We start from the raw sequence: 23,804 nt of genomic DNA on the forward strand, positions 1-23,804 counted from the left end.
TTACACCGAGAATCCCTCTTGCATGTGTAATCGGAGATATCGCTCCGATACCCAAGCATGCCCTTGTCGTCCCCACCCCGCACCCCAGGAGTTTCGCAGCAAAACGTGTGTCTCGTGTGATTGCGTGTGCGCGCCAACGCCAACGGCCAGCAGCGCATGGAACTGATTCGGAATGACGAAGGGGTCAAACTCGACGATTCCGTCTTGCGGGTAAAACAGTGATTTCGTGACCGCTATTACTATACAGACCGCGCGGGCGACCCGAACCTGAGTCAGGACATCTTCAAGCGTTAAATCTTGTTCCCTCACATTGCCAGAGTAGAGCGGCAAAAGATTCGCCGGCGGTGCCAGGAGTGGCGCATCGGGCGTACCTATCTGATACGGATAGATTTCTTCCGATGGCTGGCCAGGGCGAGTGAGCGCTGTAAAAACTTGGTCCGTCGTAAAGCCGTCGCCAGGTTGCCAGCCATCTATTGCCTTCGCGGCGAAGTGGCACAAGTACTCGACACTGAGATGCCCCGTCGAGTGAGCGAAAGCGTTCAGGTCGGATGCAGCGAATGCCAAGCATGTTGGCCGTCTACCCTGGTTGCGCGGAGGACCGAGGCGGTCCGAATGGTTCACCTCGATTTCAATCATCCACGCCCCCTCGAACTCTTTCCAACCTTCGCGCACGCTCGGGCTTCGACAGTCCGCCTTTGATGTCGTCAAATTCAGTGCTGAACGAAAATGCATCGTGGCTTGGTGCTGTGGCCGCCCACGGGGTGGTCTCGTGAACCGACACTAACGCTCGCACGTTGGGTTCGGAACTGAGGCCCTGCGCGAAGTTGGCGACCGGTGTCAGCGAATACCTCAGGGTACGGTCAACGCCCAGACCGCCCACGATTATGGAATCGCGCGGTGGCTTCGACACCGTTCGGGCGTCGTGAGTGAATGGTTCTAGGGTGAAGCCTTCACAGCGTAGCTCGTCAATTGTCCACAAATGACCGGCCGCTGCATGATTTGGTAGGTCGACTACAAAACTGTCTTTCGTCGATGGCTCAATGACTCGGTCCCTGTCCGACGAGTCGAGTACCCAAACGTCGCCCTCGACCTTTGTCGACGCATCTTTCTCGTACAAGGCGGCAAGCTTCAAGGCTTTTGGGCTTTGCCCCAAAGCCGGCGTCGCTTGCCCCTCGGAGAGAAGGCCCAAGCGTACTAGAGACCATATCATTGCCGAATAGCTCGTCCCAAGGCGCAACGACAGTTGATAAATTACAGACGGGTCAGCGAGGTGATGTTTTGACCAACGCTTCATCCTCATGATGGTGGCTATCAGCCACTGCGGCGCGAGTAACGAATATGCGAACTGGTTTGCTTGCCGTTCGACGAGGCTAGCACTCTTGCCGATGTCGACCGTTTCATCGGTGTTGCTTTCGTGGTCAAGGAAGTAGTGCCCAAGCTCGTGAGCACACGTCATATGAACCAACCCTCTGGGCCGCTCGGAGTTGACCAATATGCCGACTTGGTCGCCTTCACGCAAAAACCCCCCGAGGAGACGCTCGAGTGGGCGGAACATCACAGTCACGCTAGCTTCGCTAGCCAAGCGTGTCGGGTCAACGCGTGTGTATCCCGCAGTAATGCGGTCACGAACAGAGAAGTCGTTCAAAACCTCTGCGGCTCGCCGCGCAGCCTGCAGCAAATCGTCGCGTGCCATTACTCGCCTCGACGTTTGGAGTTGCCCGAACTGCGCAAAAATTCAGCGAAGCGTCCCAACTCTTCCAAATCCTGGGAGCTTAAGCCGTGGGTCGCCCTTGCCAGAAAGGCGAGGCGTGCGTCATTTGTAGGGGAGGAACCAGTGAGAAGGTATTGAACCGTCTGGCCATAGAGCTGGCTTAACTTGTCCAACTCCAAGGCCTCGACCTTTCGCGTTCCCGCCTCAATGTTTGTTACGGCGGGCCTAGATATGCCTAATGCCGCGGCGACATCTTCTTGAGAAAGGCCGACGTATTCGCGAGCCTCACGCAATCGCCGGGCTAGTGAGAGGCGCTGGTCTTCATCTGATGCTGGCGTCTCTTGACTCATTTTTTTGCAGCTGTCAGATGCGCCATCACCCGTGCCGATAAACGGGTTACAAACTCGTCTTTCGTTTTGTATCCACCAGCTTGAATAAGTGTGTTCGGCAGGGCTTTTCCGACAATCTTATCGAGCGTTGATAGCACTTCAACTGCGGTCATCGACTCAATCGGTTCCAGTAACTCGTCAACCGTGCCCTCCGTGCCAACCTCGACAACGATGGCACGCTCATCCCAAAACTGAACCAACGCCGCTTTTATGCGTTCCTCGATTTCGTTCATTTCGTCCTCCGTCATACGGGGTTGAATGTACGAAAATCGTACATAGGATGTTCGATTTTGTCAAGGTCAAACATTTTGAGGTTTTCGCAGGAGGCATTGGAGAGCACGAACGAGGTACGCGTCTGGACGCACTAAGGTTTCAGGCTTGCCCTTTCAGTCGAAAAAGCGCTTGCGTGCTGACACGGGTCCGACGGACCTGCAACCGTCACCGACTTCGCCAGATTCCACGTTTTGGCGACATCGGACTGAAAGATGCACCGCCGCCCGCTCGGAAATCTTTGCGAGACGGTGGGCGTTGATGAGTTATCGGTTAATTCGAGCTATCAAAGAAAAAGACCCATAAGTTTCTCAGCTCATGGGTCCCAGATTCTCAGGTTATGCGTTCAGCTACACTTCAGCTCAAACGTCAATATTCCCCGCCCTAAGCGCATTCGACTCAATAAACGCTCTCCGCGGTTCCACATCATCCCCCATGAGCGTCGTGAAGATACCGTCAGCCGCAATAGCATCCTCAATCTGCACACGAAGAAGACGACGCACGGTCGGATCCATCGTAGTCTCCCAAAGCTGCCCAGGGTTCATCTCACCGAGACCCTTATAGCGCTGCTTCGAAATATTCCGCTCAGCGTCGGCCAGCAACCACTTCATCGCACTCTTGAAGTCGGTAACCGCCATACTCCGCTCACCCCGCTTGATCACCGCCCCAGCCTGAATCAACCCCTTAAACGTATTAGCCGTATTAATAAGCTGTCGGTAATCCGCAGTCAGCTGAAACTCTTCATCCAGCACAAAAATCTTCTGATTCCCGTGATGCGTCCGCGCGACGCGCAGTGAGCGCAACTCACGCACTTCGTCATACATCGTCGTCACCTTAACTTCAGGCTTCAGCGGTTCATCGCGCAACTTCGCTTCCATCGCCCGAGCCGAAGCCTCAGCCGCTTCCTCACTGGACAGGTCCATCACGACCCCATCCATCACCGCTTCAAGCGCGCCAGCGTCATACAAACGGCTCAACCGATTCACTACCGCCTGCGCCAGCAAATAAGCACGAGCCAACTCACCCAACGCGTCACCAGTAATCGGCGTAGCGCCTTCAGCCGGCACCAGTTCCGAGCCCTGCAACGCCAGCTTCAAAATGTGAGCATTAACCTCGGACTCATCCTTCAAATACCGCTCATCCTTCCCCGCCTTGATCTTGAACAGCGGCGGTTGCGCGATATAGATAAACCCACGCTCGATCATCTCCGGCATCTGGCGATAGAAGAACGTCAGCAACAGCGTTCGAATATGCGCGCCGTCCACGTCAGCATCGGTCATGATGATGATGCGGTGATAACGCAGCTTCTCCAGGTTGTAATCGTCCTTGCCGATCCCACAACCCAACGCGGTAATCAGCGTAACGATCTGCTCGGAAGAAATCAGCTTATCGAACCGCGCCTTTTCAACGTTCAGCACCTTGCCGCGCAACGGCAAAATCGCCTGAAACTTCCGATCGCGACCCTGCTTCGCCGAGCCGCCTGCCGAGTCACCCTCGACGATATAAATCTCGGACTTCGCCGGATCCTTTTCCTGGCAATCCGCGAGCTTCCCAGGCAAGCCAACGCCGTCGAGCACGCCCTTACGCCGCGTCATTTCGCGCGCCTTCCGAGCCGCATCCCGCGCGCGAGCCGCGTCGACAATCTTGCCGACGATGATCTTCGCGTCGATCGGCGTCTCAAGCAGAAACTCCTCGAGCGCCTTCGCGACCACATCCTCCACCGGCGCGCGCACTTCCGACGACACCAGCTTGTCCTTCGTCTGCGCGCTGAACTTCGGCTCCGGCACCTTCACCGACAACACGCACGACAACCCTTCGCGCATATCGTCACCCGACGTCTCGACCTTCGCCTTCTTGGCGACGTCGTGATCGTTGATGTACTTGTTCAGCACGCGCGTCATCGCCGCACGCAACCCGGTCAGGTGCGAGCCGCCGTCACGCTGCGGAATGTTGTTGGTGAAGCACAGCACGTTTTCGTTGTAGCTGTCGTTCCACTGCATCGCGACTTCGACGGCAATGCCGTCCTTCTCGCCGCTGACGTGGAAAATATTCGGGTGCAGCACGGCCTTGTTCTTGTTGATGTACTCAACAAAACCCTTCACGCCGCCCACAAACGCAAAATCTTCTTCCTTACCCGAGCGCTGATCCGTCAAACGAATCCGCACGCCGTTATTCAGGAACGACAGTTCGCGAATCCGCTTCGCCAGGATGTCGTAGTGATATTCGACATTGCCGAAAATCGTGTCGTCGGCGAGAAAGTGCACTTCGGTACCGCGATTCTCGGTATCGCCCGTCACCTGAATCGGCGACACGGCCACGCCATCGATCTCTTCGATGATGCGGTTCTGCGGCACGCCACGGTGAAACTCCATGAAGTGCTTCTTACCATCGCGACGAATCACGAGACGCAACCACGCCGACAGCGCGTTCACGCACGACACACCCACGCCGTGCAAACCGCCGGACACCTTGTAGCTGTTCTGGTCGAACTTGCCGCCGGCATGCAACTCGGTCATCACGATTTCAGCGGCACTGCGCTTCGGATCGTGCTTGTCGTCCATCTTCAGACCGGTCGGCACGCCGCGGCCGTTGTCGGTGATCGAGATCGAGTTATCCGCGTGAATAATCACCTGGATGTCGTTGCAATGCCCGGCCAATGCTTCGTCGATCGAGTTGTCGAGCACCTCGAACACGAGGTGATGCAAACCGGTGCCATCCGATGTATCCCCGATGTACATCCCCGGCCGCTTGCGCACCGCCTCCAGACCTTCGAGGATCTGAATGGACGAGGCGCCGTAGCTGTTGTCGGGTTGCGTATTGTTCGTTTCAGTCATGGATTTTTTCCGGTTCTGCGTTACTGCAAGGTTGCTGCTCGGGACTTTTCAAAACACCATAAAAACGCCAAAGGGGCACTGCGCCCCTTGGTGTCTTCTCGGTATTGGACGCGTTAGATGCGCATCGGCATCACTACGTATTTGAACTCGTCGTTCTCGGGAATCGTGATCAACGCGCTGGAGCTGGCGTCGCCCAGGCTCACTTGCAACATGTCGACCTTCAGGTTCGCGAGCACGTCGAGCAGATACGTGACGTTGAACCCGATATCGACGCTGTCGCCGTCGTACGCGATTTCCAGTTCTTCCTGCGCCTCTTCCTGATCGGCGTTGGTCGACATGATCTTCAACTGGCCCGGCTCGATAATGCAGCGCACGCCCTTGAATTTGTCCGACGTCAGAATCGCGGCGCGTTGCAGCGAGCGCTGCAGTTCTTCACGGCCGATCAAAAATTGATTCTTGTGCGACTTCGGAATCACGCGCTGGAAGTCGGGGAATTTGCCTTCCACCAGTTTCGACACCAGTTCGACCTGGCCGAACGTGAACTTCACCTGCGTTTGCGCGATGTCGATCTTCAGCGTGTCGTCGATGTCTTCCAGCAGACGCTGCAATTCCAGAATCGTCTTGCGCGGAATGATCACTTCCTGACGCGCGAACGTGCCCTCGATCTTCATCGACGAGAACGCCAGACGGTGGCCGTCGGTTGCGACTGCCATCAACTGATCGCCGTCCACTACCAGCAGCATGCCGTTCAGGTAGTAGCGAATGTCCTGCTGGGCCATCGAAAAATGGACCATGCCGAGCAACTGGCGGAACGTTTTCTGGGGAACCACGAGGTTCGCGCCGTAATCTTTAGCTTGCGCGACCGTCGGGAATTCGTCCGCCGCGAGCGTTTGCAGCGCAAAGCGGCTCTTGCCGGATTGCACGGTCAGACGCTTGTCGTTCAGCGTGAGCGTGACCTGCCCGTCGGGCATGGCGCGCAGAATGTCGAGGAGCTTTCTTGCTGCCACCGTGGTCGCCACCGAATCGCCGCCCACGCCGAAATCGGCACGCGTGGTGATCTGCAACTCGAGGTCGGTGGACAGGAACGACACGTCAGGGCCGTTCTTGGTAATCAGCAAATTGGCGAGGATCGGCAACGTATGGCGGCGTTCGACGATGCCGCTCACGGTTTGCAGCGGCCTGAGGAGGTTATCGCGTTCGGTCTTGACCAGTTGCATAGAGTTCCTTCGTTGATATAACGGCCTGCGCGCCTTGCCAGGCAAGCGATCCAGCTCACAGCCGTGGCCCCCCGCCGGCGCCACGCAGCGCCTGCCACAGCGTGAAATCCGCCCGCGGCCGCCGGGCGGTTAAACCTGTATTGTGCCTGAAAACAGAACCGCCTCACTAAAATGGGGGCGAGTTTGGAAATAAACAGGTCGTTTTTCCCAGTCGACTTGCTTAGCCCTTCAGCGTCTGCTCCAGCACGTGCAATTCGTGGTTCAGTTGCGCGTCAGTGCTGCGTTCGGCTGCGATCTTGCGCACCGCGTGCAGCACCGTGGTGTGGTCACGCCCGCCGAACAGCTCGCCGATTTCCGGCAGGCTCTTCTGCGTCAGCTCCTTCGCCAGATACATCGCAATCTGCCGCGGCCGCGCGATGTTCGCCGGACGCTTCTTCGAATACATGTCCGCGACCTTGATGCTGTAGAAGTCCGCGACCGTCTTCTGAATGTTTTCCACCGAAATCTGGCGGTTCTGCACCGTCAGCAGGTCTTTCAGCGCTTCCTTGGTCAGTTCGATCGTGATTTCGCGGCCGTGGAACTTCGAATACGCGAGGATCTTGCGCAGCGCGCCTTCCAGCTCACGCACGTTCGAGCGCAAGTGTTTCGCGACGAAGAACGCGACGTCCTCGTTCAGGCTCACGAACTCCGATTGCGCCTTGCGCATCAGAATCGCGACGCGCATTTCCAGCTCGGGCGGCTCGATCGCCACCGTCAGGCCGGAGTCGAAGCGCGAGATCAGACGGTCGTCGATGCCCGAAATTTCCTTCGGATACGTGTCGCTGGTGATGATCACCTGCGCCTTGTTCGCGACCAGCGCCTCGAACGCGTAGAAGAATTCCTCTTGTGTGCGCGACTTGCCCGAGAAGAACTGAATATCGTCGATCAGCAGCAGGTCGAGCGAGTGGTAGTAGCGCTTGAAATCGTCGAACGCCTTGCGCTGGTACGCCTTCACCACGTCGGACACATACTGTTCCGCGTGAATGTAGCGAATCCGCGCGCCGGCCTTGTCCATCAGAAGCTGGTTGCCGATCGCGTGGATCAGGTGGGTCTTGCCGAGGCCGACGCCGCCATACAGGAACAGCGGGTTGTACGAGATGCCGGGGTTATCCGCGACCTGAATCGCCGCGGCGCGCGCCAACTGGTTGGCCTTACCGGTCACGAAGTTGTCGAAGGTCAGCACCGGGTTGAGCTTCGAGCGCTCGTACATCGAATCGTTTTCGCCATTGCCGTTCGAGTTCGCGCTCTGACCCGGACGCCACGTGCGACGGGCGGCCGCGGCTTCGTTCGCGTCGAGGCTGGGCAGATCGAGGTCGGCGGCGTCTTCGGCGGCGGCGGATGCCGCGCGCGCGTTCGCATGTTGCTGCGCGGCGGCGTTCACGCCGCCGGCGCGTGTGGCATGCGCCGCTTGCACGGCGCCGACGGCCGCGTCCACTGCGGCGCCACCGCCAGAGTTACCGCCCATTGGCGCGGATGAAGATGAAACAGTACGGGTCGAACCCGGCGACGACGTGGCCTGCGGCGCGCGCATGCCGGCTTTCGGGTCCAGAACAAATTGCACGTCGACCGGGGCTTGCCAGAAATCGCGGGCCATATCCGCGATGCGGCCGGAGAACTGGCTCTTGACCCAGTCGAGCTTGAAGCGGTTCGGCGCGGCGATGCTAAGCGTGTTCGCAGCGGCGTCGAAGGCGACCGGGGCCAACGGTTTGATCCACGTCACGTACTGCTGGGGCGTAAGCTCACGCTCCAGCAATGCGGAACAGTGTTGCCAGAAATCGTTCATCGAGTTGCTGTCGTTATGGTGTGCACGGCGGTCGCCGCTGCCCCTGTCGCGTGCGCGCAACAAGGCCCTGAGCAGCCAGGCGTAACGGCTCCAGGCGCTTGTGCCACAAGGGTTTGCGGGGCAAGCGAGCCGGAGCGGCGTGCAGGATTTTTGGGAAGTAAGGCGAGATTCTAACGCCAAATGCTACCCGGAAGGGAGTTATCCACAGGGACGGATCATCGGCCCGAGCCAGCGCCGTCGCAGGCCGGCGAGCGCTAAACTATTGACGGCCAACAGAAAACCGGTTTAAATAGCGGGTTCCGCGAAAACCAATTCTGTAAACCTCCGGCCATTGCCGCTTCAGCGATGATCGTGCGGTTATTTTTCGATCAGTCGATCAAGTGAGAGCAACATGAAACGTACTTACCAACCTTCCGTTACCCGTCGCAAGCGCACCCACGGCTTCCGCGTTCGCATGAAGACCGCAGGTGGCCGCAAGGTCATCAACGCACGTCGCGCGAAGGGCCGCAAGCGCCTCGCCATCTAAGGCAGGCGAGCGGATTGCGCGCTGTGACTGAAGCCCGCGGTGAGGCGGGAACAGGTGGGGCGCAGCAACTGGGCTCGGTTCCGTTGCGAGCGCAAGCCGCCTTCCCCAAAGCCGCAAGGCTACTGAAAACGGATGAATTTTCATCCGTTTTTCGTTTGCGCCCGTGGCGCCGCACCGCGCACTTCGTGGTGTACGGCCGGCCCACCGGCAACGACGCACGTCTTGGCCTCGTAATCGGCAAGAAGTACGCGCCGCGCGCGGCCACGCGTAATCTGGTACGTCGAATCGCGCGTGAAGCCTTCCGGCTGCGTCGCGCGGAATTCGGCGGTTGGGATGTGCTGCTGCGTTTGCACACGCGCTTCGACAAGAAAGCTTTGCCGAGCGCCTCGTCGCCGCCTTTGAGGGCGTTGTGCCGCAGCGAAATCGAGGCGCTGCTCGACAAGGCAGCGCGCGAAATTGTCCGTCGTCAGGCGCCGCCCGCGGAAGCGCCCCAAACGGAATGACGCTCAAGTGACTGCCCGTTGCGCCGCTTTGCGGCTCCCGCAGCCCTGCTGCGCGGGCATCCACCCGGACCTCCACGTTGCGCGGCGCTGTTAGCCGCACCAGCCATGCAAACGGTACTCTTCGCTTTATTGCGTTTCTACAAGGTTGCCGTGAGCCCAATGCTCGGCAACCGGTGCCGTTTTTACCCTTCCTGCTCTGATTACGCGCGCGAAGCAATCCAGTATCATGGCGCCGCGCGCGGGACTTATCTCGCCGCCAGGCGTATTTGCCGTTGCCACCCGTTTTCCGCGGGCGGCATCGATCTCGTCCCGCCTCCCACTTCTGAAAAGCGCTGACGCGCCGTTCCATCGACACTGAGACAACGCATGGATATCAAACGCACCGTCCTATGGGTCATCTTTTTCATGTCAGCGGTCATGCTGTTCGACAACTGGCAACGCGACCACGGACGCCCGTCGATGTTCTTCCCGAGCGCCACGCCGACGCACACCGTCGGTAGCGCCGAACCGGGAACCACGACGCCGGGAACCCAGCCCGCCGATTTGCCGGCCACGAACGCAGCTGCTCCGGGCAACGCGCCGGCCGCCGCGCAATCGCAACTGATCAAGTTCAGCACCGACGTCTATAACGGCGAGATCGACACCCGCGGCGGCACGCTGTCGAAGCTGTCGCTCGTGAAGCAAGGCGACGGCAAGACGCCGGACCTGGTGATCACGCTGTTCGACCGCACCGCGAACCATACGTATCTGGCGCGCACCGGTCTGCTCGGCGGCGATTTCCCGAACCACAACGACATCTACACGCCGTTGCCGAACCAGCCGCACGATCTGACGGGCGACGAAAAATCGTTCCAGCTCAGCTTCGAATCGCCGGTGAAGGGTGGCGTGAAGGTCATCAAGACCTACACGTTCACGCGTGGCAGCTATGTGATCGGCGTCGACACGAAGATCGAGAACGTCGGCACCGTGCCGGTGACGCCGTCGGTCTATATGGAACTGGTGCGTGACGATCAGCCGGTGGAAACGCCGCGCTTCTCGCACACGTTCATCGGGCCGGCTGTCTATACCGACCAGCATCACTTCCAGAAGATGACGTTCAGCGACATCGACAAGAACAAGGAAGACTTCGTCAATTCGGCCGACAACGGCTGGGTCGCGATGGTGCAGCATTACTTCGCGTCGGCGTGGATTCCGAAGCAGGGCGTGAAGCGCGACATCTACGTCGAGAAGATCGATCCGGCGTTGTATCGCGTCGGCGTGAAGCAACCGGTGGCGACGATTGCCCCGGGCCAAACGGTCGAGGTCTCCGCGCGCCTGTTCGCCGGTCCGGAAGAAGAGCGCATGCTCGAAGGCATCGCGCCGGGTCTGGAACTGGTGAAGGACTACGGCTGGGTCACGATCATCGCGAAGCCGCTGTTCTGGCTGCTCGAGAAGATTCATAGCTATGTCGGCAACTGGGGCTGGTCGATCGTGCTGCTCACGCTGCTGATCAAGGCGGTGTTCTTCCCGCTCTCGGCCGCGAGCTACAAGTCGATGGCGCGCATGAAGGCGATCACGCCGCGTATGCAGGCGCTGCGCGAACGCTTCAAGGGCGATCCGCAGAAGATGAATTCCGCGCTGATGGAGTTGTACAAGACCGAGAAGGTCAATCCGTTCGGCGGCTGTCTGCCGGTCGTGATTCAGATTCCGGTGTTCATCTCGCTGTACTGGGTGCTGCTGTCGTCGGTGGAAATGCGCGGCGCGCCGTGGATTCTGTGGATTCACGATCTGTCGCAACAGGATCCGTTCTTCATCCTGCCGGTGCTGATGGCCGTCTCGATGTTCCTGCAGACACGTCTGAACCCGACGCCGCCGGACCCGGTTCAAGCCAAGATGATGATGTTCATGCCGATCGCGTTCTCGGTCATGTTCTTCTTCTTCCCGGCCGGTCTGGTGCTGTACTACGTCGTGAACAACGTGCTGTCGATCGCCCAGCAGTACTACATCACGCGGATGATGGGCAAGTCGAAGACGAAAGCGGCCTGAGATCGGGTCTGACGGCGAGCGCTAACGCGCTTGCCGTCCGCAAGACCGATTCACGCCGACGCCAGCTGATCGCGGTATTAAAACCGCAGCAGCGCGTAAAAAGAAAAGCCGCCCGGTGCAAACCGGGCGGCTTTTTTCATGGTCGGCGCGTCAACGTTCGGCCGGCAAACGCCGCGGTTATTCTCCCGCCGTATCCTCGCAGTAAAAACGCACGATCATCTCTTCCACGAGGAACCGGTCCTTCGGGGTAAGCGACTCGATCTTCGACGCCAGTTCGATCGTTTCGGGCGAAGGCGGATACTTTTCGCCCCGCGCGAGCGGCCTCGCATTCGCGCCCGGCGCCGGTCCGTAGTGAAGCCAATGCTCTTTCACATTCAGCCACTCGGCCAGCATGCGCAGCTTGTCCGGCTTCGGAATCGTCGCGCCCGACAGCCACTTGTGGGCGGCTTGCGTCGTCACCGGACGCTCCCCGTGATAACGCAGATTAAACTGTTCGGCGAGCTTGGTCCCGCCGCGAATTTTCAGCGGTTCTAGCAGGTCACGCAGCCTCTTGGCAAAGGCCGCTTTCTCTTGTTTGGTCGGCATGGGCCAGATTGTGCAATTCAGCGTCTAACCAGTTGACAACCATACGAGCTATGATTTAGCGTATTTGAGATAGATTTAGCTTGTATCCCGCTTCACGCAAGCCGTTTCGCAGAATTCAAATTTTTTGATTTTTCTTTGTATGGCGGGCGTGCCAGCGACATGACCATCTTAGAAAGCCTTAATTTGTCTCAACAATCGCGGTAACAATCCTAGCTTAGTTGAGATAAATCCGAATCGCTGGCAGAAAGTGGTGCCCGAGGCGGGTCACAGCAATCGCACCCACACCCCGCAACACACGCTACGTCTCACCCTCCCCCGCCTTCATCTCTTCCACCGGTTCCACCTCTTCACCGTAAAACCGCACGATCATCTCCTCAACCAGAAAGCGGTCCTTCGGATTCAGCGCGCCGATCTTCGAAGCCAGTTCGATGATTTCAGGCGACGGCGGATACTTCTCCTCGCGAGCGAGCGGCTTCGCGGCCATGCCCGGCGACGGTCCATAGCGAAGCCAATGTTCGGTCACCAGCAGCCATTCGGCTAACGTGCGCAACTTGTCGGGCATCGGAATGGTGCTGCCCGAGTGCCACTTATGCGCGGTTTGCGGTGTCACCGGTTCGCCGCGATAGTGTTTATTGAATTCCTTGGCGAGCTTCGTCCCACCGCGGATCTTGAGCGGTTCCAGCAGGCCCTTCAGTCTCTTGGCGAAGGCGGCTTTTTCTTGTTTGGTCGGCATGCGCCGGATTGTGCAATTCTACGTCCGGTCTGTTGACAACCCCGCGGGCTATGGGGTGGCGTAATTGAGATAAATTTAGCTTGTCTGCCGCTTCGTGCAACGCGTTCCGCCGATTTCAAATTTTTCGATCTTTTCCTTATTGGATGGCCTTCCAGGCGATTCGGCCGGCCTACGCGCTCCTAATTATTCTCGGAAACCACGACTACATTCCTAGCTTATTTAAGATAAATCCCAACTGGCGGGGTAAAGTGACCGATGCGACGCGCCACCGTTGCTGGAAGCCGCCCGTCGCAAACCTTGGCAAACGCTCGCGTTACAATGCCTCGCGCCGCGTCGGCCCACTCGGCCCACACTACGCCGCGCCGCCCTTCCTCCGTTTTTTGCCAAGCACCCCATGCTCACCACCGATTCCGATCCCATCGTCGCCATTGCCACCGCACCCGGTCGAGGCGGCATCGGCGTCGTGCGGATTTCGTTCGGCCGTGCGGGCGAAGCGGCGGCTCAGCCGTTGATGCTGGCGCTCACCGGTCAGTCGCTAGCAGCGCGTCACGCGAGCTACGTACCGTTTCTCGACGGCAGCGGCAACGTGCTCGACCGTGGCATCGCGCTGTACTTTCCGGCGCCGCATTCGTACACCGGCGAACACGTGCTCGAACTGCAAGGCCACGGCGGTCCGGTCGTCCTGCAACTCGTGCTGCAGCGCTGCGTCGACGCCGGCCGCGCGTTCGGCCTGCGTCTCGCGGAGCCGGGCGAATTCACGCGCCGCGCCTTCCTCAACGACAAGCTGGACCTGGCGCAAGCCGAAGCCGTCGCCGATCTGATCGAGGCCAGCACCGAAGCCGCCGCGCGCTCGGCCGGCCGCTCGCTCGACGGCGCGTTTTCGCGCGACATTCACGCGCTGGTCGAAGACGTGATCACGCTGCGCATGCTGGTCGAAGCCACGCTCGACTTCCCGGAAGAGGAAATCGACTTTCTCGAAGCCGCCGACGCCCGCGGCAAGCTCACACGCATTCGCGAACGCCTCGCGCACGTGCTGAGCGAAGCGCGCCAAGGCGCGCTGCTGCGCGAGGGTTTGTCGGTGGTGCTCGCGGGGCAGCCGAACGTCGGCAAATCGTCGTTGCTGAACGCGCTGGCCGGCGCTGAATTGGCGATCGTCACGCCGATCGCCGGCACGACGCGGGACAAGGTCGCGCAAACCATCCAGATCGAGGGCATACCGCTGCACGTGATCGACACGGCAGGCCTGCGCGACACCGAGGACGAAGTCGAAAAGATCGGCATTGCGCGCACCTGGAGTGAGATTGAACGCGCGGACGTGGTGTTGCATCTGCTGGATGCGCGCATCGGCATGACCGCCGAAGACGAAACGATCGCCGCCCGCTTCCCGGGCGGTGTGCCGGTGGTGCGCGTGCTGAACAAGACCGACCTGACCGGCCTCGCGCCAGCGACGCAAGCGCTCGATACCGACGCCGAGCTCAGCGAGGTGCGGCTATCGGCGAAACAGGGCGATGGCGTGGCGCTGCTGCGCGACGAGTTGCTGCGGATTGCCGGCTGGCAAGCGGGCGCGGAAAGCGTCTACCTGGCGCGCGAGCGGCATCTGATCGCACTGCGCGCCGCCGAGGAGCATCTCGCGACGGCGGCCGCGCACGCGGATCAGAACTCGCAGGCGCTGGATCTGTTTGCGGAAGAACTTCGGCTCGCCCAGGATCAACTGAACTCGATCACAGGCGAATTCAGCTCGGACGATCTGCTTGGGGTGATTTTCAGCAGGTTCTGTATTGGGAAGTAGCGAGTGCTCGGCTTGTTCGCTAGCTTGACAGAAAACCTCATCAAGAAAGGCTCGCTTGATCAGCCACCACATTCCGATCGGCCGCCTTCAACCCACCGTTGTGATGCCAAAACACAGCCAATCTTTGGTACACAGACCGGATAAGCGCTAAAATCCCCGCTGGCCACGTACCCGCGATCCCAGCATGCCCCGACTAGCCGTCCCGCTCACCGAAAGCCAGATTCGCGCGCTCGAACCGCGCGCCACCCGCTATTGCGTCGCGGACGGCAACGGCCTCGTCATCGAAGTCATGACGACCGGCACCAAGGTCTGGCGCTTCCGCTATTCGCTGAACGGTCGCCGCCAGCCGCTCGCCACGATCGGCGATTATCGGATGATCTCGCTGCGGGTCGCGCGGGCCAAGGCGCAGAAGTATGCGGAGATGGTCGCGCAAGGCGTCTCGCCGGTCGCGACGGCGCGCCGGGACCGCGGCGCCGAGAGCAAAGCCGACGTGCTGCGCGAAGCCGCCGAGCTGTACCTTGCAACGGAAATGGCGGGCAAATCGGCCGAATACCGCCGCACCACCCGTCGCGCGCTCGATAAAGACGTGTTGCCGGCCATCGGCGGCATGGCGATCAAAGCGGTGACCGCAGACGACGTCGTCGCGATCTGCGAGCGCATCAAAAGCCGTGGCTCGCCGAAAATGGCGCTGCACACCCGCAACGTGATCAAGCGTCTCTATGCGTATCTGATCGCCCGCCAACTCGCCACCAGCAATCCGGCCGACGTCGTGCCGGCGCGCTCCATCGCCACGTTCGACAGCCGCACCCGCGTGCTCTCCGGCGACGAGATCGGCGTCATGCTGCGCGCTATCGACGCGTCGAGCATTCGCCGCCCATTGAAGCTCGCGCTGCATCTGCTAGTGCTGACGATGGTCCGCAAATCGGATCTGGTGGAATCGCGCTGGGACGAATTCGATCTGGACCACGCACGCTGGACGATACCCGCCGCACGTCTGAACAAAGAGCAGGATCAACGGGTGCCTCTGCCGCGTCAGGCCGTGTCGATGCTGCGCGAGCTTCAGCACGCCAGGGCAAGTGGAAGCTTCGTATTCCCGAGCGTCAGGGGCGGCGACAAGCCCATCGCCAAAAGCACGCTGAATCAGGCGGTCAAAGCGCTGGGGCTGGAGGTGGAGCATTTCGTCCTGCATGACTTCCGGCGCACGGCGGCCGCGCATTTGCGGAACCTGACGCAATCGACCGACGCGGCAGATGAAACCGCCGGTCAAGACACGAACCAAAAAGACGCCGCGGAGCAGCGTGCACAGGGGCAGGGCTGGGCGGACTTCGTCGATTCGCAAATCGAGAGTGGGCGGAAAGCCGGGGGGTGAGCCGCGTCTAGCGATCAACGCTTCCGGCTCGACACCGGCTTCGCGAAACCTCAACCAAGTCGTCTTTTTGGTACACAAGACCTAAAACACCCGACTTAAACCATTGTCAAAAAAAGAAATCACCTTCTTCGTCGCGTTTTAAAAGGTGAGAAGAATAGGACGCCTCCACGCACATCACGTCGCCCTTTTTTCCTGCGATTCATCGCCTAAACTGAAAGTCCGACGCGACCCAATACGGGGGCTCCCATGTCTGAATCGTTGTTGGCTTATTTGCTGGGACCCGTTGTCATGCTGCTGGTCGGCGTGGTTATCTGGGCAGCGTCCCACTATCACCACAAGACCAGGCCGCCAAAATTCGAGCGCTGGCTCGACACGCACTACGCGGAGTGGCTGCATCACCGGCACTGAGCGGCATATGAAACAAAAAGCCGTCGCTTCAAAGGCGACGGCTTTTTTATGTTCGTACAGCGCGCGCGAGGCGCGCCGGACGCTCACCAACCCGGCTGAGGCTGCGGATATCCCGGATACCCGTATTGCGCTTGCGGAGGCGGCCCACCGCACGCGACATAGCCGCCGCTATACTGGTCATAGCAATATCCCGGCGGCGGACCCGCATACACGGGGGCCGGCTGATACGCCGGTTGCGCATAAACGGGCTGCGCATACACCGGTTGCTGGTAAGCCACTACCGGCGCCGGATTCAGCGCCGAGGTCACCACCGCGCCCAGCAAGGCCCCGCCGATCAGCGCACCGACCACGTCGCCGCCATTGCCATGAGCCGAGGCTTGCCCCGCCATGCTCAGGCTCCCAATCATCACCAACGCCACTGCGATCTTTTTCATGTTTGACTCCCGCCGTTGAGGCATGGAACGGATTGTGGAGGTCGCGGGCAGAAATAGATGCTGCAAGTGGTAACTAGACATTACCCGTGTAACCGCCGCGCGCCGTGCGTCGCAAACCAGTTTCCCAGGGGTTCCACCGCTCAACGAGATCAGCCCCCCAATCCGCCGATCAATGTAAAATTCGCCGCACAAGCTGTCGGATCAATCCGGCAGCCCGCAAAGCTTTCCGATCCCTCGACCCGAGACATCCCACGTCGACCAACCGGGTTCGAGACAAAGCCAAAGTAAGGGGCGTGCGCGTGAAACAATGGACCATCCGGCAACGGATTCTGTGCAGCTTCGGGATCGTGCTGATCGTGATGCTGACAATGGCGATCGTCACTTTCGAACAGCTCGGCGGCATCGACCGCAACGCCAGGAGCCAGCAGCAGGACTCCATGCCTGGCCTCTACTACGCCACCGCCATGCGCGCGGCGTGGTTCGAGAACTACTCCGTCACGCAGCGCCTTATCTATGTCGACGCGGACCCCGATTCCGTCAAGCGCGATAGCTTGCGTCTGCAGGAAACCCAGCAGACGCTGCAGAAGCTGCTCAACGACTACAGCGCGACCATCTTCCGCGACGTCGACCATGAGCTCTTCAACGATTTCCGCCAGCAGCAGGCGCAGTACGTGCCGATCCAGGCGTCGTTGCTGAACGTCCTGCCAGCGTCGAAAGACAACGCCGCGCGCATCTTCAACACGCAACTCACGCCGATCTGGGAAACCGGTCGGCTGTCCGTGCGCAAGCTGGTCGAGAACAACAAGAGTTACGCCGACGCCTCCGCCGAAAGCATTCGCGGCTCGGTCGAAGCGACCCGCATCGTGCTGCTCGTGATGATGCTGCTCGCCGCGACTGTCGCCGTGCTGTCCGGCTACTGGCTGCTGCGCGCGGTCACGACGCCAATGGCCAAAGTGCTGCAGGTCGTCGACATCATGCGCACGGGCGATCTGACGCAACGCCTGCAACTGAACCGCGCGGACGAAATCGGCGCGCTCGAAACGGGCTTCAACCGCATGACCGACGAAATCACCGCACTGGTCGGCCAGGCGCAGAAATCGGCGGTGCAGGTCACCACCTCGGTCACGGAAATCGCCGCGACCTCGCGCGAACAGCAGGCCACCGCGAACGAAACCGCCGCCACCACCACCGAGATCGGCGCAACCTCACGCGAGATTTTCGCGACGTCGCGCGATCTGCTGCGCACCATGAACGAAGTCTCCGAAGTAGCCGGCCAGTCGGCGGCACTCGCGGGCACCGGTCACGCCGGTCTCGCGCGCATGGAAGAAACCATGCGCCTCGTGATGGAAGCGGCCGGCTCGGTCAACGCGAAGCTCGCGATCCTCAACGAGAAGGCCAGCAACATCAACCAGGTCGTCGCCACCATCACCAAGGTCGCGGATCAGACCAACCTGCTCTCGCTGAACGCGGCGATCGAAGCGGAAAAAGCCGGCGAATACGGCCGCGGTTTCGCGGTCGTGGCCACCGAAATCCGCCGCCTCGCCGATCAGACCGCGGTCGCGACTTACGACATCGAACAGATGGTCAAGGAGATCCAGTCGGCCGTGGCCGCAGGCGTGATGGGCATGGACAAGTTCTCCGAAGAAGTCCGGCGCGGCATGCTCGACGTGCAGAACGTGGGCGGCCATCTCACGCAGATCATCCAGCAGGTGCAGCAACTCGCGCCGCGCTTCTCGATGGTCAACGAAGGCATGCAGACCCAGGCGACCGGCGCCGAACAGATCACTCAGGCGTTGACGCAGCTTTCCGAGGCCGCGCAGCAAACGGCGGAATCGCTGCGCCAGTCGACCCAGGCGATCGACGATCTGACGCACGTCGCCAACAGTCTGCGCACCGGCGTGTCGCGCTTCAAGGTCATGGCCTGACGCGCGGCAGCCCGCGCCACGAAGCCAGACACCCTTCCCGTCCAGCCACCGCCCACGCCGATGCTCTTCATCCTCTTCACGCTCGATAGCGAACGCTACGTGATCGACGCGACGCAGGTGGAGCGTCTGATGCCACTTACGCCGCAATCGCCGCCGAAGACGATCCCCGGCGCGCCGTCATGGGTAGCCGGCGTGCTGGACCACGAGGGCACGCCGCTGCCGCTGATCGATCTGCCGGCGCTCGCGCTCGGCCGCCCCGCCGCGCAACTCATGTCGACGCGCGTGGTGCTGGTGCGCTATCCGTACGCGGGCACCGTGCGCCTGCTTGCGTTGCTGCTCGAAGGCGCGACCCGCACCTTGCGTCTGGACGCCGACGCGTTTCACGACGCCGGCATCGACCTGCCGCACGCGCGCTATCTCGGCCCGGTCGCGAGCGAGGCCGGCGGTCTGGTGCAATGGATTCGCGTCGAACATCTGCTGCCCGACGACGTCAAGGCGCTGCTGTTTCCCGAGGCGCACGCATGAACGCGCATCACGACAACGCGCCGCTGTACCGACGCTTCGCGGAACTCCTGCACCGGGCCATGGGACTCGACGCGGCGTCGCTCGGCCATAGTGCGATCGAGCGCGCGGTCGACCAGCTCGCTGCGGCGTGGTACGCGGACGGTCACCCCGACGCCACGCTCGCCGACTACTGGAACGCGGCGCTCGCGTCGCCGGCCATCGTGCAGGCGCTGATCGAAACCGTGGTGGTGCCGGAGACCTGGTTCTATCGCGACGCCGACGCGTTCAAGGCACTCGCGCGGCTCGCGCACGAGCGCTTATACGAACGCGGCGCCGCGCTGCCGCTGCGCATTCTGAGCCTGCCGTGTTCAACCGGCGAAGAACCGTACACGATCGCGATGACGTTGCTCGACGCGGGCATCGACGCCGCGCAGTTACGTATCGACGCGATGGATATCAGCGAACGTTCGCTCGCCGTTGCGCAGCGTGCACACTACGGCCGCAATTCGTTTCGCGGCAACGCGTTTCCGTTTCGCGACGCGCACTTCACACGCACCGAAGACGGCTGGCGTCTCGCGCCGCGCATCGTCGATACGGTGCGATTCTCGCGCGCCAATCTGATGCAACTCGACGCCGCAGCGCTGGGCGTCTACGACTTCGTGTTCTGCCGCAACGTGCTGATCTACTTCGACCGTGACGCGCAGCAAACCGCGTTGCACGCGCTCAATCAGGTGCTCGCCGAAAACGGCACGCTGTTCGTCGGTCCGGCGGAAACCGGGCTGCTGATGCGTTACGGCATGCAGTCCGCGAAGATTCCGCTCGCGTTCGCCTTCCATCGCGCGGCGCCGGGCGAAACGCAGTTGAACGGTTGGCATACCGCGCCGCTCGCCACCGCCGCCGCACTCGCCATGACGCACGCGCCGGTGCCCGCGCTCGCTCCCTTGCAAGTGTTCTCGGCGGAGCCGTTCGCGTGGCCCGATCCGGTTGCGCGCGCATCGATCAACGGGGCGGCACAGAGCGCACCGTTTAACGGCATCACTGCCGGGTCCACCACGCCGCTCAACGAGGCAATGCCGTCCGCGTCGCTTCATGCCGGATCGTTGCCAGCGCGACAATCGCCGATGACTTCGTCGCCAACGCACAACGTGCTGCCGCCCACCGTCACCGCGCCGACCAACGCCGCCCGCGACAGTCTGGACGCCGCGCACGCGCTCGCCGATGCCGGCCGTCTCGCGGAAGCCGCCACGGCGATCAACGTTTATCTGGAGCAACACGCGCCGCACGCCGACGCGTTTTATCTGCTCGGCGTATTGGCCGACGCCAACGGCGAAACAAACCTCGCGCGCGGCCACTATCGCAAGGCGCTCTATCTCGATCCGCAGCACACGGAAGCACTCGCCCATCTGGCGACATTGCTCGAACTCGAAGGCGACCGCAACGGTGCGCGTTTGCTGATGCAACGCGCGTCGCGCACACAGGGAGCGCCACGTGGCTGATACGCAGACGATCGGCTTCGACGATTGCTGGAACCGCATCGGCGTGCGCGGCGATTCGTCGTGCGAGCGTCTCGACGACTATGTGCGTTGCCTGAATTGCCCGGTGTTCGAGGCGGCCGCGGCCAGACTGCTGGAGCGGCCGATTCCGCGGGTGGATCTCGCGCTGCATGAAGCGCGCGTGCCGGCGCAGACACATCAAAAACGCGAAGGACAAAACGCGAGCGAATCCTTCCTCGTCTTTCGTATCGGTGACGAATGGCTGGCGCTGCCCACGCCGATCTTCAAGCGCATCGTGCAGACGCGGCCGATTCATACGTTGCCGCATCGGCAACATCGCGCGGTGCTGGGCGTGGTGAATGTGCAGGGCGAGTTGCTGGTGTGTTTGTCGCTCGCGCATCTGCTCGGTTTCGACGCCGGCGGCGTTGCGCAAGACAAGCGCGATAAGCGCAACGACCGCAACAGTCGCGACGACCGCGCGCGGCACGAACTGCCGCGTCTGCTGGTGGTCACGCGCGGCGAAGAACACGCGGTGTTGCCGGTCGACCAGGTGGACGGCGTGCACCGGTTCGCGCTCGACAGTTTTTGCCCGCCGCCCGCCACGCTGTCGCAAGCGGCCGCCGCGCATACGCGCGCGGTCGCGCCGTGGCGCGGCATGAGCGTCGGTCTGCTCGACGCCGACGCGCTATTCGATACCTTGAACCGGAGTCTCGGATGACGGACGACCCGCGCCGCCCGTCGCTGATCGATCTTTTCCGCGAAGAAGCGCGGACCCAGGCACGCGTGCTGAACGACGGCCTGCTTGCGCTCGACCGTGCGCCGCGCGACGCCGCCGCGCTCGAAGCCTGCATGCGAGCCGCGCATTCGCTGAAGGGTGCAGCGCGGATTGTCGGCGTGCAGGTCGGCGTCGAACTCGCGCACGAGATGGAGGAGTGTTTCGTCGCGGCGCAGGAAGGGCGCGCATTGCTCGACGCGGTGTGGATCGACGAGTTGCTGCGCGGCGTGGATATCATCGCGCGCATTGGCAATGACGAGGATGAATCGGCCCGCGATGAGGTCGGCACCTGCGTGGCGGCATTGCATGCACGGATGGCGAGTGTGCTGCCGCATGGGGCAGCGACGCGGAGTGGGTTTGCGTTGGGTGCTGACTCGGCACTGACGTCGGCTTCCGGCTCCATGGCCGCTTACGGTTCTACGCCCGCTACGTCTGCCACTCCTTCCGCAGCCGCACCGAGCACAACGACGCCATCACCCGCCCCCGCCAACGCCCCCCCAGCATTCGACCCCGACGCCGCCTTCAACCTGCTAGCCGAAGCGCTGCGAGCTGAAGCGAAGTCGACTGCCTCCGCGCCTGCGCCTGCGAACGTCTCCACATCTGCGAGCGCACCCGCAGATCCCACAGCCGCCCCGCTGCTGCCATCAGCGCCCGCCTCGATCATCGCCGGCAACGCAATTCCCGCGCAGCCCGCAGCGCCCTCGGCGAGCAACGCGAGCACCACCACCGAATCCGGCCGCATGCTGCGCGTACGCGCCGACAACCTCGACCGTCTGCTGTCGCTGTCCGGCGAATCGCTGGTCGAATCGCGCTGGCTGAAACCCTTCGCGCAATCAATGCTGCGCATCAAGCGCGTCCATCGCGACGGCACCCGCGCGCTCGATCAACTGCACGAAACGCTCGCCGACCTCAAGCTCGACCCACGCGCCCAGGCCGCGCTCGAAGAAGTGCGCCGTCTCACCGCCGAATCGCAGCACCTGCTCGCCGAGCGTCTGGCCGATCTCGAAAGCTTCGACCGTCGCTCGACGCATTTGTCGCAGCAGCTCTACGACGCCGCGCTGCAATGCCGGATGCGTCCGTTCGGCGACGGCACCGGCGGACTCGCGCGGATGGTGCGCGATGTCGCGCGTTCGCTCGGCAAAAAGGTGCGCTGGCAACTAGTCGGCGAATCGACCCAGGTGGACCGCGACATTCTCGACCTGCTCGAAGCGCCGCTCGGCCACATGCTGCGCAACGCGCTCGACCACGGCATCGAAGCGCCCGCCGTGCGCCTCGCGCGCGGCAAGCCGGAAGAAGGCACGCTCACGCTCGACGCACGCCACACCGCCGGCGCGCTGCTCATCACAGTCTCCGACGACGGCGCGGGCATCGACCTCGACGCGTTGCGCGCGTCGATCGTGCGCAAGAAGCTGGCGAGCGACGAAACCGCCGCCCGTCTGTCCGAAGCCGAACTGCTCGAATTCCTGCTGCTGCCCGGCTTTTCGCTGCGCGATCAGGTAACCGATCTCTCGGGCCGCGGCGTCGGACTCGACGCGGTGCACGACGTCGTCAAACGCGTGCGCGGCACGGTGCGCATCACCCATGAACCCGGCCTCGGCACGCGCGTGCAACTGCAATTGCCGCTCACGCTGTCGGTGATCCGCAGCCTGTTGATCGAAGTCGCAGGCGAGCCGTACGCGGTGCCGCTCGCGCACGTGAACCGCACGCTGAACGTGAGCCGCGCGGAGATCGAACTGCTCGAAGGCCATCAGCACATCGCCTTCGCCGGCCGGCGCATCGGCGTCGTCACCGCGCATCAGATTCTGGACACCGCCGCACCCGCCGATCAAAGCGACGCCGTCAGCATGATCGTGATCGGCGACGGTCCGCACACGTACGGCGTGGTGGTCGACCGTTTTCTCGGCGAGCGGATGCTGGTGGTGCAGCCGCTCGACCCGCGTCTCGGCAAGGTCCGCAATATCACCGCCGGCGCGTTGATGGAAAACGGCGACCCGGTGCTGATCGCCGACGTCGACGACTGGTTGCGTTCGGTCGAACGGCTCGTCGCGGGCGGCGATCTGAGGCACACGCAACACGGTGTCGCGCCGGCCGCACAGCGCACGACCCGCCGCGTGCTGGTGGTCGACGACTCGCTCACCGTGCGCGAACTCGAACGCAAGCTGCTGGCCACGCGCGGCTACGACGTGACGATCGCCGTCGACGGCATGGACGGCTGGAACGCCGTGCGCGGCGAACGCTTCGACCTCGTCATTACCGACATCGACATGCCGCGCATGGACGGCATCGAACTGGTCACGCTGATCAAGCGCGATCCGCAGTTGCAGTCGCTGCCGGTGATGATCGTTTCGTATAAAGATCGCGAAGAAGACCGTCGCGCCGGCCTGAACGCCGGCGCCGACTACTATCTGGCGAAAGGCAGTTTTCACGACGAAGCACTACTCGATGCGGTGCGTGATCTGATTGGCGAAGCTTACGGCTAAGCCCGGGGGTAA

General features: G+C 61.7%; 22 protein-coding genes. 12 read left to right on the forward strand and 10 right to left on the reverse strand.

Going from position 1 to position 23,804, the window contains the following annotated elements; all coding sequences use genetic code 11:
• The 7 genes from FA94_RS19470 to dnaA form a co-directional block, all read right to left on the reverse strand.
• Complete coding sequence (locus tag FA94_RS19470) at positions 1 to 636, reverse strand: C1 family peptidase (protein WP_035554196.1); 636 nt, start codon at positions 634 to 636, stop codon at positions 1 to 3.
• Positions 629 to 1,693, reverse strand: a complete 1,065-nt coding sequence (locus tag FA94_RS19475) for an ImmA/IrrE family metallo-endopeptidase (protein WP_035554198.1) — start codon at positions 1,691 to 1,693, stop codon at positions 629 to 631. The genes FA94_RS19470 and FA94_RS19475 overlap by 8 nt, the downstream gene beginning before the upstream one ends.
• Positions 1,693 to 2,061 carry a helix-turn-helix domain-containing protein gene (locus tag FA94_RS39910; protein ID WP_035554200.1) on the reverse strand — a complete coding sequence of 123 codons (369 nt, stop codon included), beginning with the start codon at positions 2,059 to 2,061 and terminating at the stop codon, positions 1,693 to 1,695. Before FA94_RS39910 ends, FA94_RS19475 begins: the two co-directional genes overlap by 1 nt.
• Positions 2,058 to 2,333, reverse strand: coding sequence for a hypothetical protein (locus FA94_RS19485; protein WP_035554201.1), 276 nt, complete (start codon positions 2,331 to 2,333; stop codon positions 2,058 to 2,060). The genes FA94_RS39910 and FA94_RS19485 overlap by 4 nt, the downstream gene beginning before the upstream one ends.
• A gap of 399 nt (positions 2,334 to 2,732) precedes the next feature.
• A complete protein-coding gene (gene gyrB, locus FA94_RS19490; protein WP_035554203.1) occupies positions 2,733 to 5,204 on the reverse strand; it encodes a DNA topoisomerase (ATP-hydrolyzing) subunit B in 2,472 nt (823 codons plus the stop codon).
• Positions 5,205 to 5,317: 113 nt separating this feature from the next.
• Positions 5,318 to 6,421: a DNA polymerase III subunit beta gene (gene dnaN / locus FA94_RS19495; protein ID WP_035554206.1), complete on the reverse strand. Its 1,104-nt coding sequence runs from the start codon at positions 6,419 to 6,421 to the stop codon at positions 5,318 to 5,320.
• 220 nt (positions 6,422 to 6,641) lie between these two features.
• Positions 6,642 to 8,243, reverse strand: a complete 1,602-nt coding sequence (gene dnaA, locus FA94_RS19500; RefSeq protein WP_035562529.1) for a chromosomal replication initiator protein DnaA — start codon at positions 8,241 to 8,243, stop codon at positions 6,642 to 6,644.
• 391 nt (positions 8,244 to 8,634) lie between these two features.
• On the opposite strand from dnaA, the gene rpmH reads away from it, so the two are divergent.
• From rpmH to yidC, 4 genes are all read left to right on the forward strand, one after another.
• Positions 8,635 to 8,769 carry a 50S ribosomal protein L34 gene (rpmH, locus tag FA94_RS38095; RefSeq protein ID WP_004198824.1) on the forward strand — a complete coding sequence of 45 codons (135 nt, stop codon included), beginning with the start codon at positions 8,635 to 8,637 and terminating at the stop codon, positions 8,767 to 8,769.
• A gap of 23 nt (positions 8,770 to 8,792) precedes the next feature.
• Positions 8,793 to 9,272 (forward strand): ribonuclease P protein component, encoded by a 480-nt coding sequence (locus FA94_RS19505; RefSeq protein ID WP_035562531.1) that lies wholly within the window; start codon positions 8,793 to 8,795, stop codon positions 9,270 to 9,272.
• Positions 9,273 to 9,377: 105 nt separating this feature from the next.
• On the forward strand, positions 9,378 to 9,608 hold the full coding sequence (yidD, locus tag FA94_RS38100; RefSeq protein ID WP_081936011.1) for a membrane protein insertion efficiency factor YidD: 231 nt from the start codon (positions 9,378 to 9,380) through the stop codon (positions 9,606 to 9,608).
• A 30-nt stretch (positions 9,609 to 9,638) separates the two neighbouring features.
• Positions 9,639 to 11,297 (forward strand): membrane protein insertase YidC, encoded by a 1,659-nt coding sequence (yidC, locus tag FA94_RS19510; protein ID WP_035554208.1) that lies wholly within the window; start codon positions 9,639 to 9,641, stop codon positions 11,295 to 11,297.
• A 177-nt stretch (positions 11,298 to 11,474) separates the two neighbouring features.
• Here yidC and FA94_RS19515 read toward each other — a convergent pair whose 3' ends face one another.
• Both FA94_RS19515 and FA94_RS19520 read right to left on the reverse strand, forming a co-directional pair.
• On the reverse strand, positions 11,475 to 11,882 hold the full coding sequence (locus tag FA94_RS19515) for a hypothetical protein (protein ID WP_035554209.1): 408 nt from the start codon (positions 11,880 to 11,882) through the stop codon (positions 11,475 to 11,477).
• A 298-nt stretch (positions 11,883 to 12,180) separates the two neighbouring features.
• The gene (locus FA94_RS19520; protein ID WP_035554212.1) at positions 12,181 to 12,615 is read right to left on the reverse strand and encodes a hypothetical protein; all 435 of its coding nucleotides are present in this window, start codon (positions 12,613 to 12,615) and stop codon (positions 12,181 to 12,183) included.
• 394 nt (positions 12,616 to 13,009) lie between these two features.
• Between FA94_RS19520 and mnmE the strand changes: the two genes are divergently transcribed.
• The 3 genes from mnmE (at position 13,010) to FA94_RS39190 (ending at position 16,181) form a co-directional block, all read left to right on the forward strand.
• A complete protein-coding gene (mnmE, locus tag FA94_RS19525) occupies positions 13,010 to 14,404 on the forward strand; it encodes a tRNA uridine-5-carboxymethylaminomethyl(34) synthesis GTPase MnmE (protein ID WP_035554214.1) in 1,395 nt (464 codons plus the stop codon).
• A gap of 184 nt (positions 14,405 to 14,588) precedes the next feature.
• Positions 14,589 to 15,773, forward strand: a complete 1,185-nt coding sequence (locus tag FA94_RS19530; RefSeq protein ID WP_035554216.1) for a tyrosine-type recombinase/integrase — start codon at positions 14,589 to 14,591, stop codon at positions 15,771 to 15,773.
• A gap of 246 nt (positions 15,774 to 16,019) precedes the next feature.
• Positions 16,020 to 16,181, forward strand: coding sequence for a hypothetical protein (locus FA94_RS39190; protein WP_176058968.1), 162 nt, complete (start codon positions 16,020 to 16,022; stop codon positions 16,179 to 16,181).
• Between the two features lie 83 nt (positions 16,182 to 16,264).
• Here the strand turns inward: FA94_RS39190 and FA94_RS19535 are convergent, their stop codons facing one another.
• Entirely contained in the window at positions 16,265 to 16,615 is a 351-nt protein-coding gene (locus FA94_RS19535) for a hypothetical protein (RefSeq protein ID WP_035554218.1), read from the reverse strand.
• A gap of 299 nt (positions 16,616 to 16,914) precedes the next feature.
• On the opposite strand from FA94_RS19535, the gene FA94_RS19540 reads away from it, so the two are divergent.
• From FA94_RS19540 to FA94_RS19560, 5 genes are read left to right on the forward strand one after another with little or no spacing between them, the layout of a single operon-like run.
• Positions 16,915 to 18,540 (forward strand): methyl-accepting chemotaxis protein, encoded by a 1,626-nt coding sequence (locus FA94_RS19540; protein WP_035562533.1) that lies wholly within the window; start codon positions 16,915 to 16,917, stop codon positions 18,538 to 18,540.
• 60 nt (positions 18,541 to 18,600) lie between these two features.
• A complete protein-coding gene (locus tag FA94_RS19545; protein ID WP_035554220.1) occupies positions 18,601 to 19,065 on the forward strand; it encodes a chemotaxis protein CheW in 465 nt (154 codons plus the stop codon).
• Positions 19,062 to 20,540 carry a CheR family methyltransferase gene (locus tag FA94_RS19550; protein WP_051980645.1) on the forward strand — a complete coding sequence of 493 codons (1,479 nt, stop codon included), beginning with the start codon at positions 19,062 to 19,064 and terminating at the stop codon, positions 20,538 to 20,540. Before FA94_RS19545 ends, FA94_RS19550 begins: the two co-directional genes overlap by 4 nt.
• On the forward strand, positions 20,533 to 21,255 hold the full coding sequence (locus FA94_RS19555) for a chemotaxis protein CheW (protein ID WP_035554222.1): 723 nt from the start codon (positions 20,533 to 20,535) through the stop codon (positions 21,253 to 21,255). Before FA94_RS19550 ends, FA94_RS19555 begins: the two co-directional genes overlap by 8 nt.
• Positions 21,252 to 23,792, forward strand: a complete 2,541-nt coding sequence (locus FA94_RS19560) for a hybrid sensor histidine kinase/response regulator (RefSeq protein WP_035554224.1) — start codon at positions 21,252 to 21,254, stop codon at positions 23,790 to 23,792. The genes FA94_RS19555 and FA94_RS19560 overlap by 4 nt, the downstream gene beginning before the upstream one ends.
• The last annotated feature ends 12 nt before the right edge of the window (positions 23,793 to 23,804 follow it).

The sequence above is a fragment of the Burkholderia sp. 9120 genome (assembly GCF_000745015.1).
Lineage (GTDB): Bacteria > Pseudomonadota > Gammaproteobacteria > Burkholderiales > Burkholderiaceae > Paraburkholderia.

What these genes read in the sequence shown, in the direction of transcription:
- FA94_RS19470 (WP_035554196.1), bottom strand. Translation starts at nt 636, where the DNA reads ATGATTGAAATCGAGGTGAACCATTCGGACCGCCTCGGTCCTCCGCGC.
- FA94_RS19475 (WP_035554198.1), bottom strand. Translation starts at nt 1,693, where the DNA reads ATGGCACGCGACGATTTGCTGCAGGCTGCGCGGCGAGCCGCAGAGGTT.
- FA94_RS39910 (WP_035554200.1), bottom strand. Translation starts at nt 2,061, where the DNA reads ATGAGTCAAGAGACGCCAGCATCAGATGAAGACCAGCGCCTCTCACTA.
- FA94_RS19485 (WP_035554201.1), bottom strand. Translation starts at nt 2,333, where the DNA reads ATGAACGAAATCGAGGAACGCATAAAAGCGGCGTTGGTTCAGTTTTGG.
- gyrB (WP_035554203.1), bottom strand. Translation starts at nt 5,204, where the DNA reads ATGACTGAAACGAACAATACGCAACCCGACAACAGCTACGGCGCCTCG.
- dnaN (WP_035554206.1), bottom strand. Translation starts at nt 6,421, where the DNA reads ATGCAACTGGTCAAGACCGAACGCGATAACCTCCTCAGGCCGCTGCAA.
- dnaA (WP_035562529.1), bottom strand. Translation starts at nt 8,243, where the DNA reads ATGAACGATTTCTGGCAACACTGTTCCGCATTGCTGGAGCGTGAGCTT.
- rpmH (WP_004198824.1), top strand. Translation starts at nt 8,635, where the DNA reads ATGAAACGTACTTACCAACCTTCCGTTACCCGTCGCAAGCGCACCCAC.
- yidD (WP_081936011.1), top strand. Translation starts at nt 9,378, where the DNA reads ATGCAAACGGTACTCTTCGCTTTATTGCGTTTCTACAAGGTTGCCGTG.
- yidC (WP_035554208.1), top strand. Translation starts at nt 9,639, where the DNA reads ATGGATATCAAACGCACCGTCCTATGGGTCATCTTTTTCATGTCAGCG.
- FA94_RS19515 (WP_035554209.1), bottom strand. Translation starts at nt 11,882, where the DNA reads ATGCCGACCAAACAAGAGAAAGCGGCCTTTGCCAAGAGGCTGCGTGAC.
- FA94_RS19520 (WP_035554212.1), bottom strand. Translation starts at nt 12,615, where the DNA reads ATGCCGACCAAACAAGAAAAAGCCGCCTTCGCCAAGAGACTGAAGGGC.
- mnmE (WP_035554214.1), top strand. Translation starts at nt 13,010, where the DNA reads ATGCTCACCACCGATTCCGATCCCATCGTCGCCATTGCCACCGCACCC.
- FA94_RS19530 (WP_035554216.1), top strand. Translation starts at nt 14,589, where the DNA reads ATGCCCCGACTAGCCGTCCCGCTCACCGAAAGCCAGATTCGCGCGCTC.
- FA94_RS39190 (WP_176058968.1), top strand. Translation starts at nt 16,020, where the DNA reads ATGTCTGAATCGTTGTTGGCTTATTTGCTGGGACCCGTTGTCATGCTG.
- FA94_RS19535 (WP_035554218.1), bottom strand. Translation starts at nt 16,615, where the DNA reads ATGAAAAAGATCGCAGTGGCGTTGGTGATGATTGGGAGCCTGAGCATG.
- FA94_RS19545 (WP_035554220.1), top strand. Translation starts at nt 18,601, where the DNA reads ATGCTCTTCATCCTCTTCACGCTCGATAGCGAACGCTACGTGATCGAC.
- FA94_RS19550 (WP_051980645.1), top strand. Translation starts at nt 19,062, where the DNA reads ATGAACGCGCATCACGACAACGCGCCGCTGTACCGACGCTTCGCGGAA.
- FA94_RS19560 (WP_035554224.1), top strand. Translation starts at nt 21,252, where the DNA reads ATGACGGACGACCCGCGCCGCCCGTCGCTGATCGATCTTTTCCGCGAA.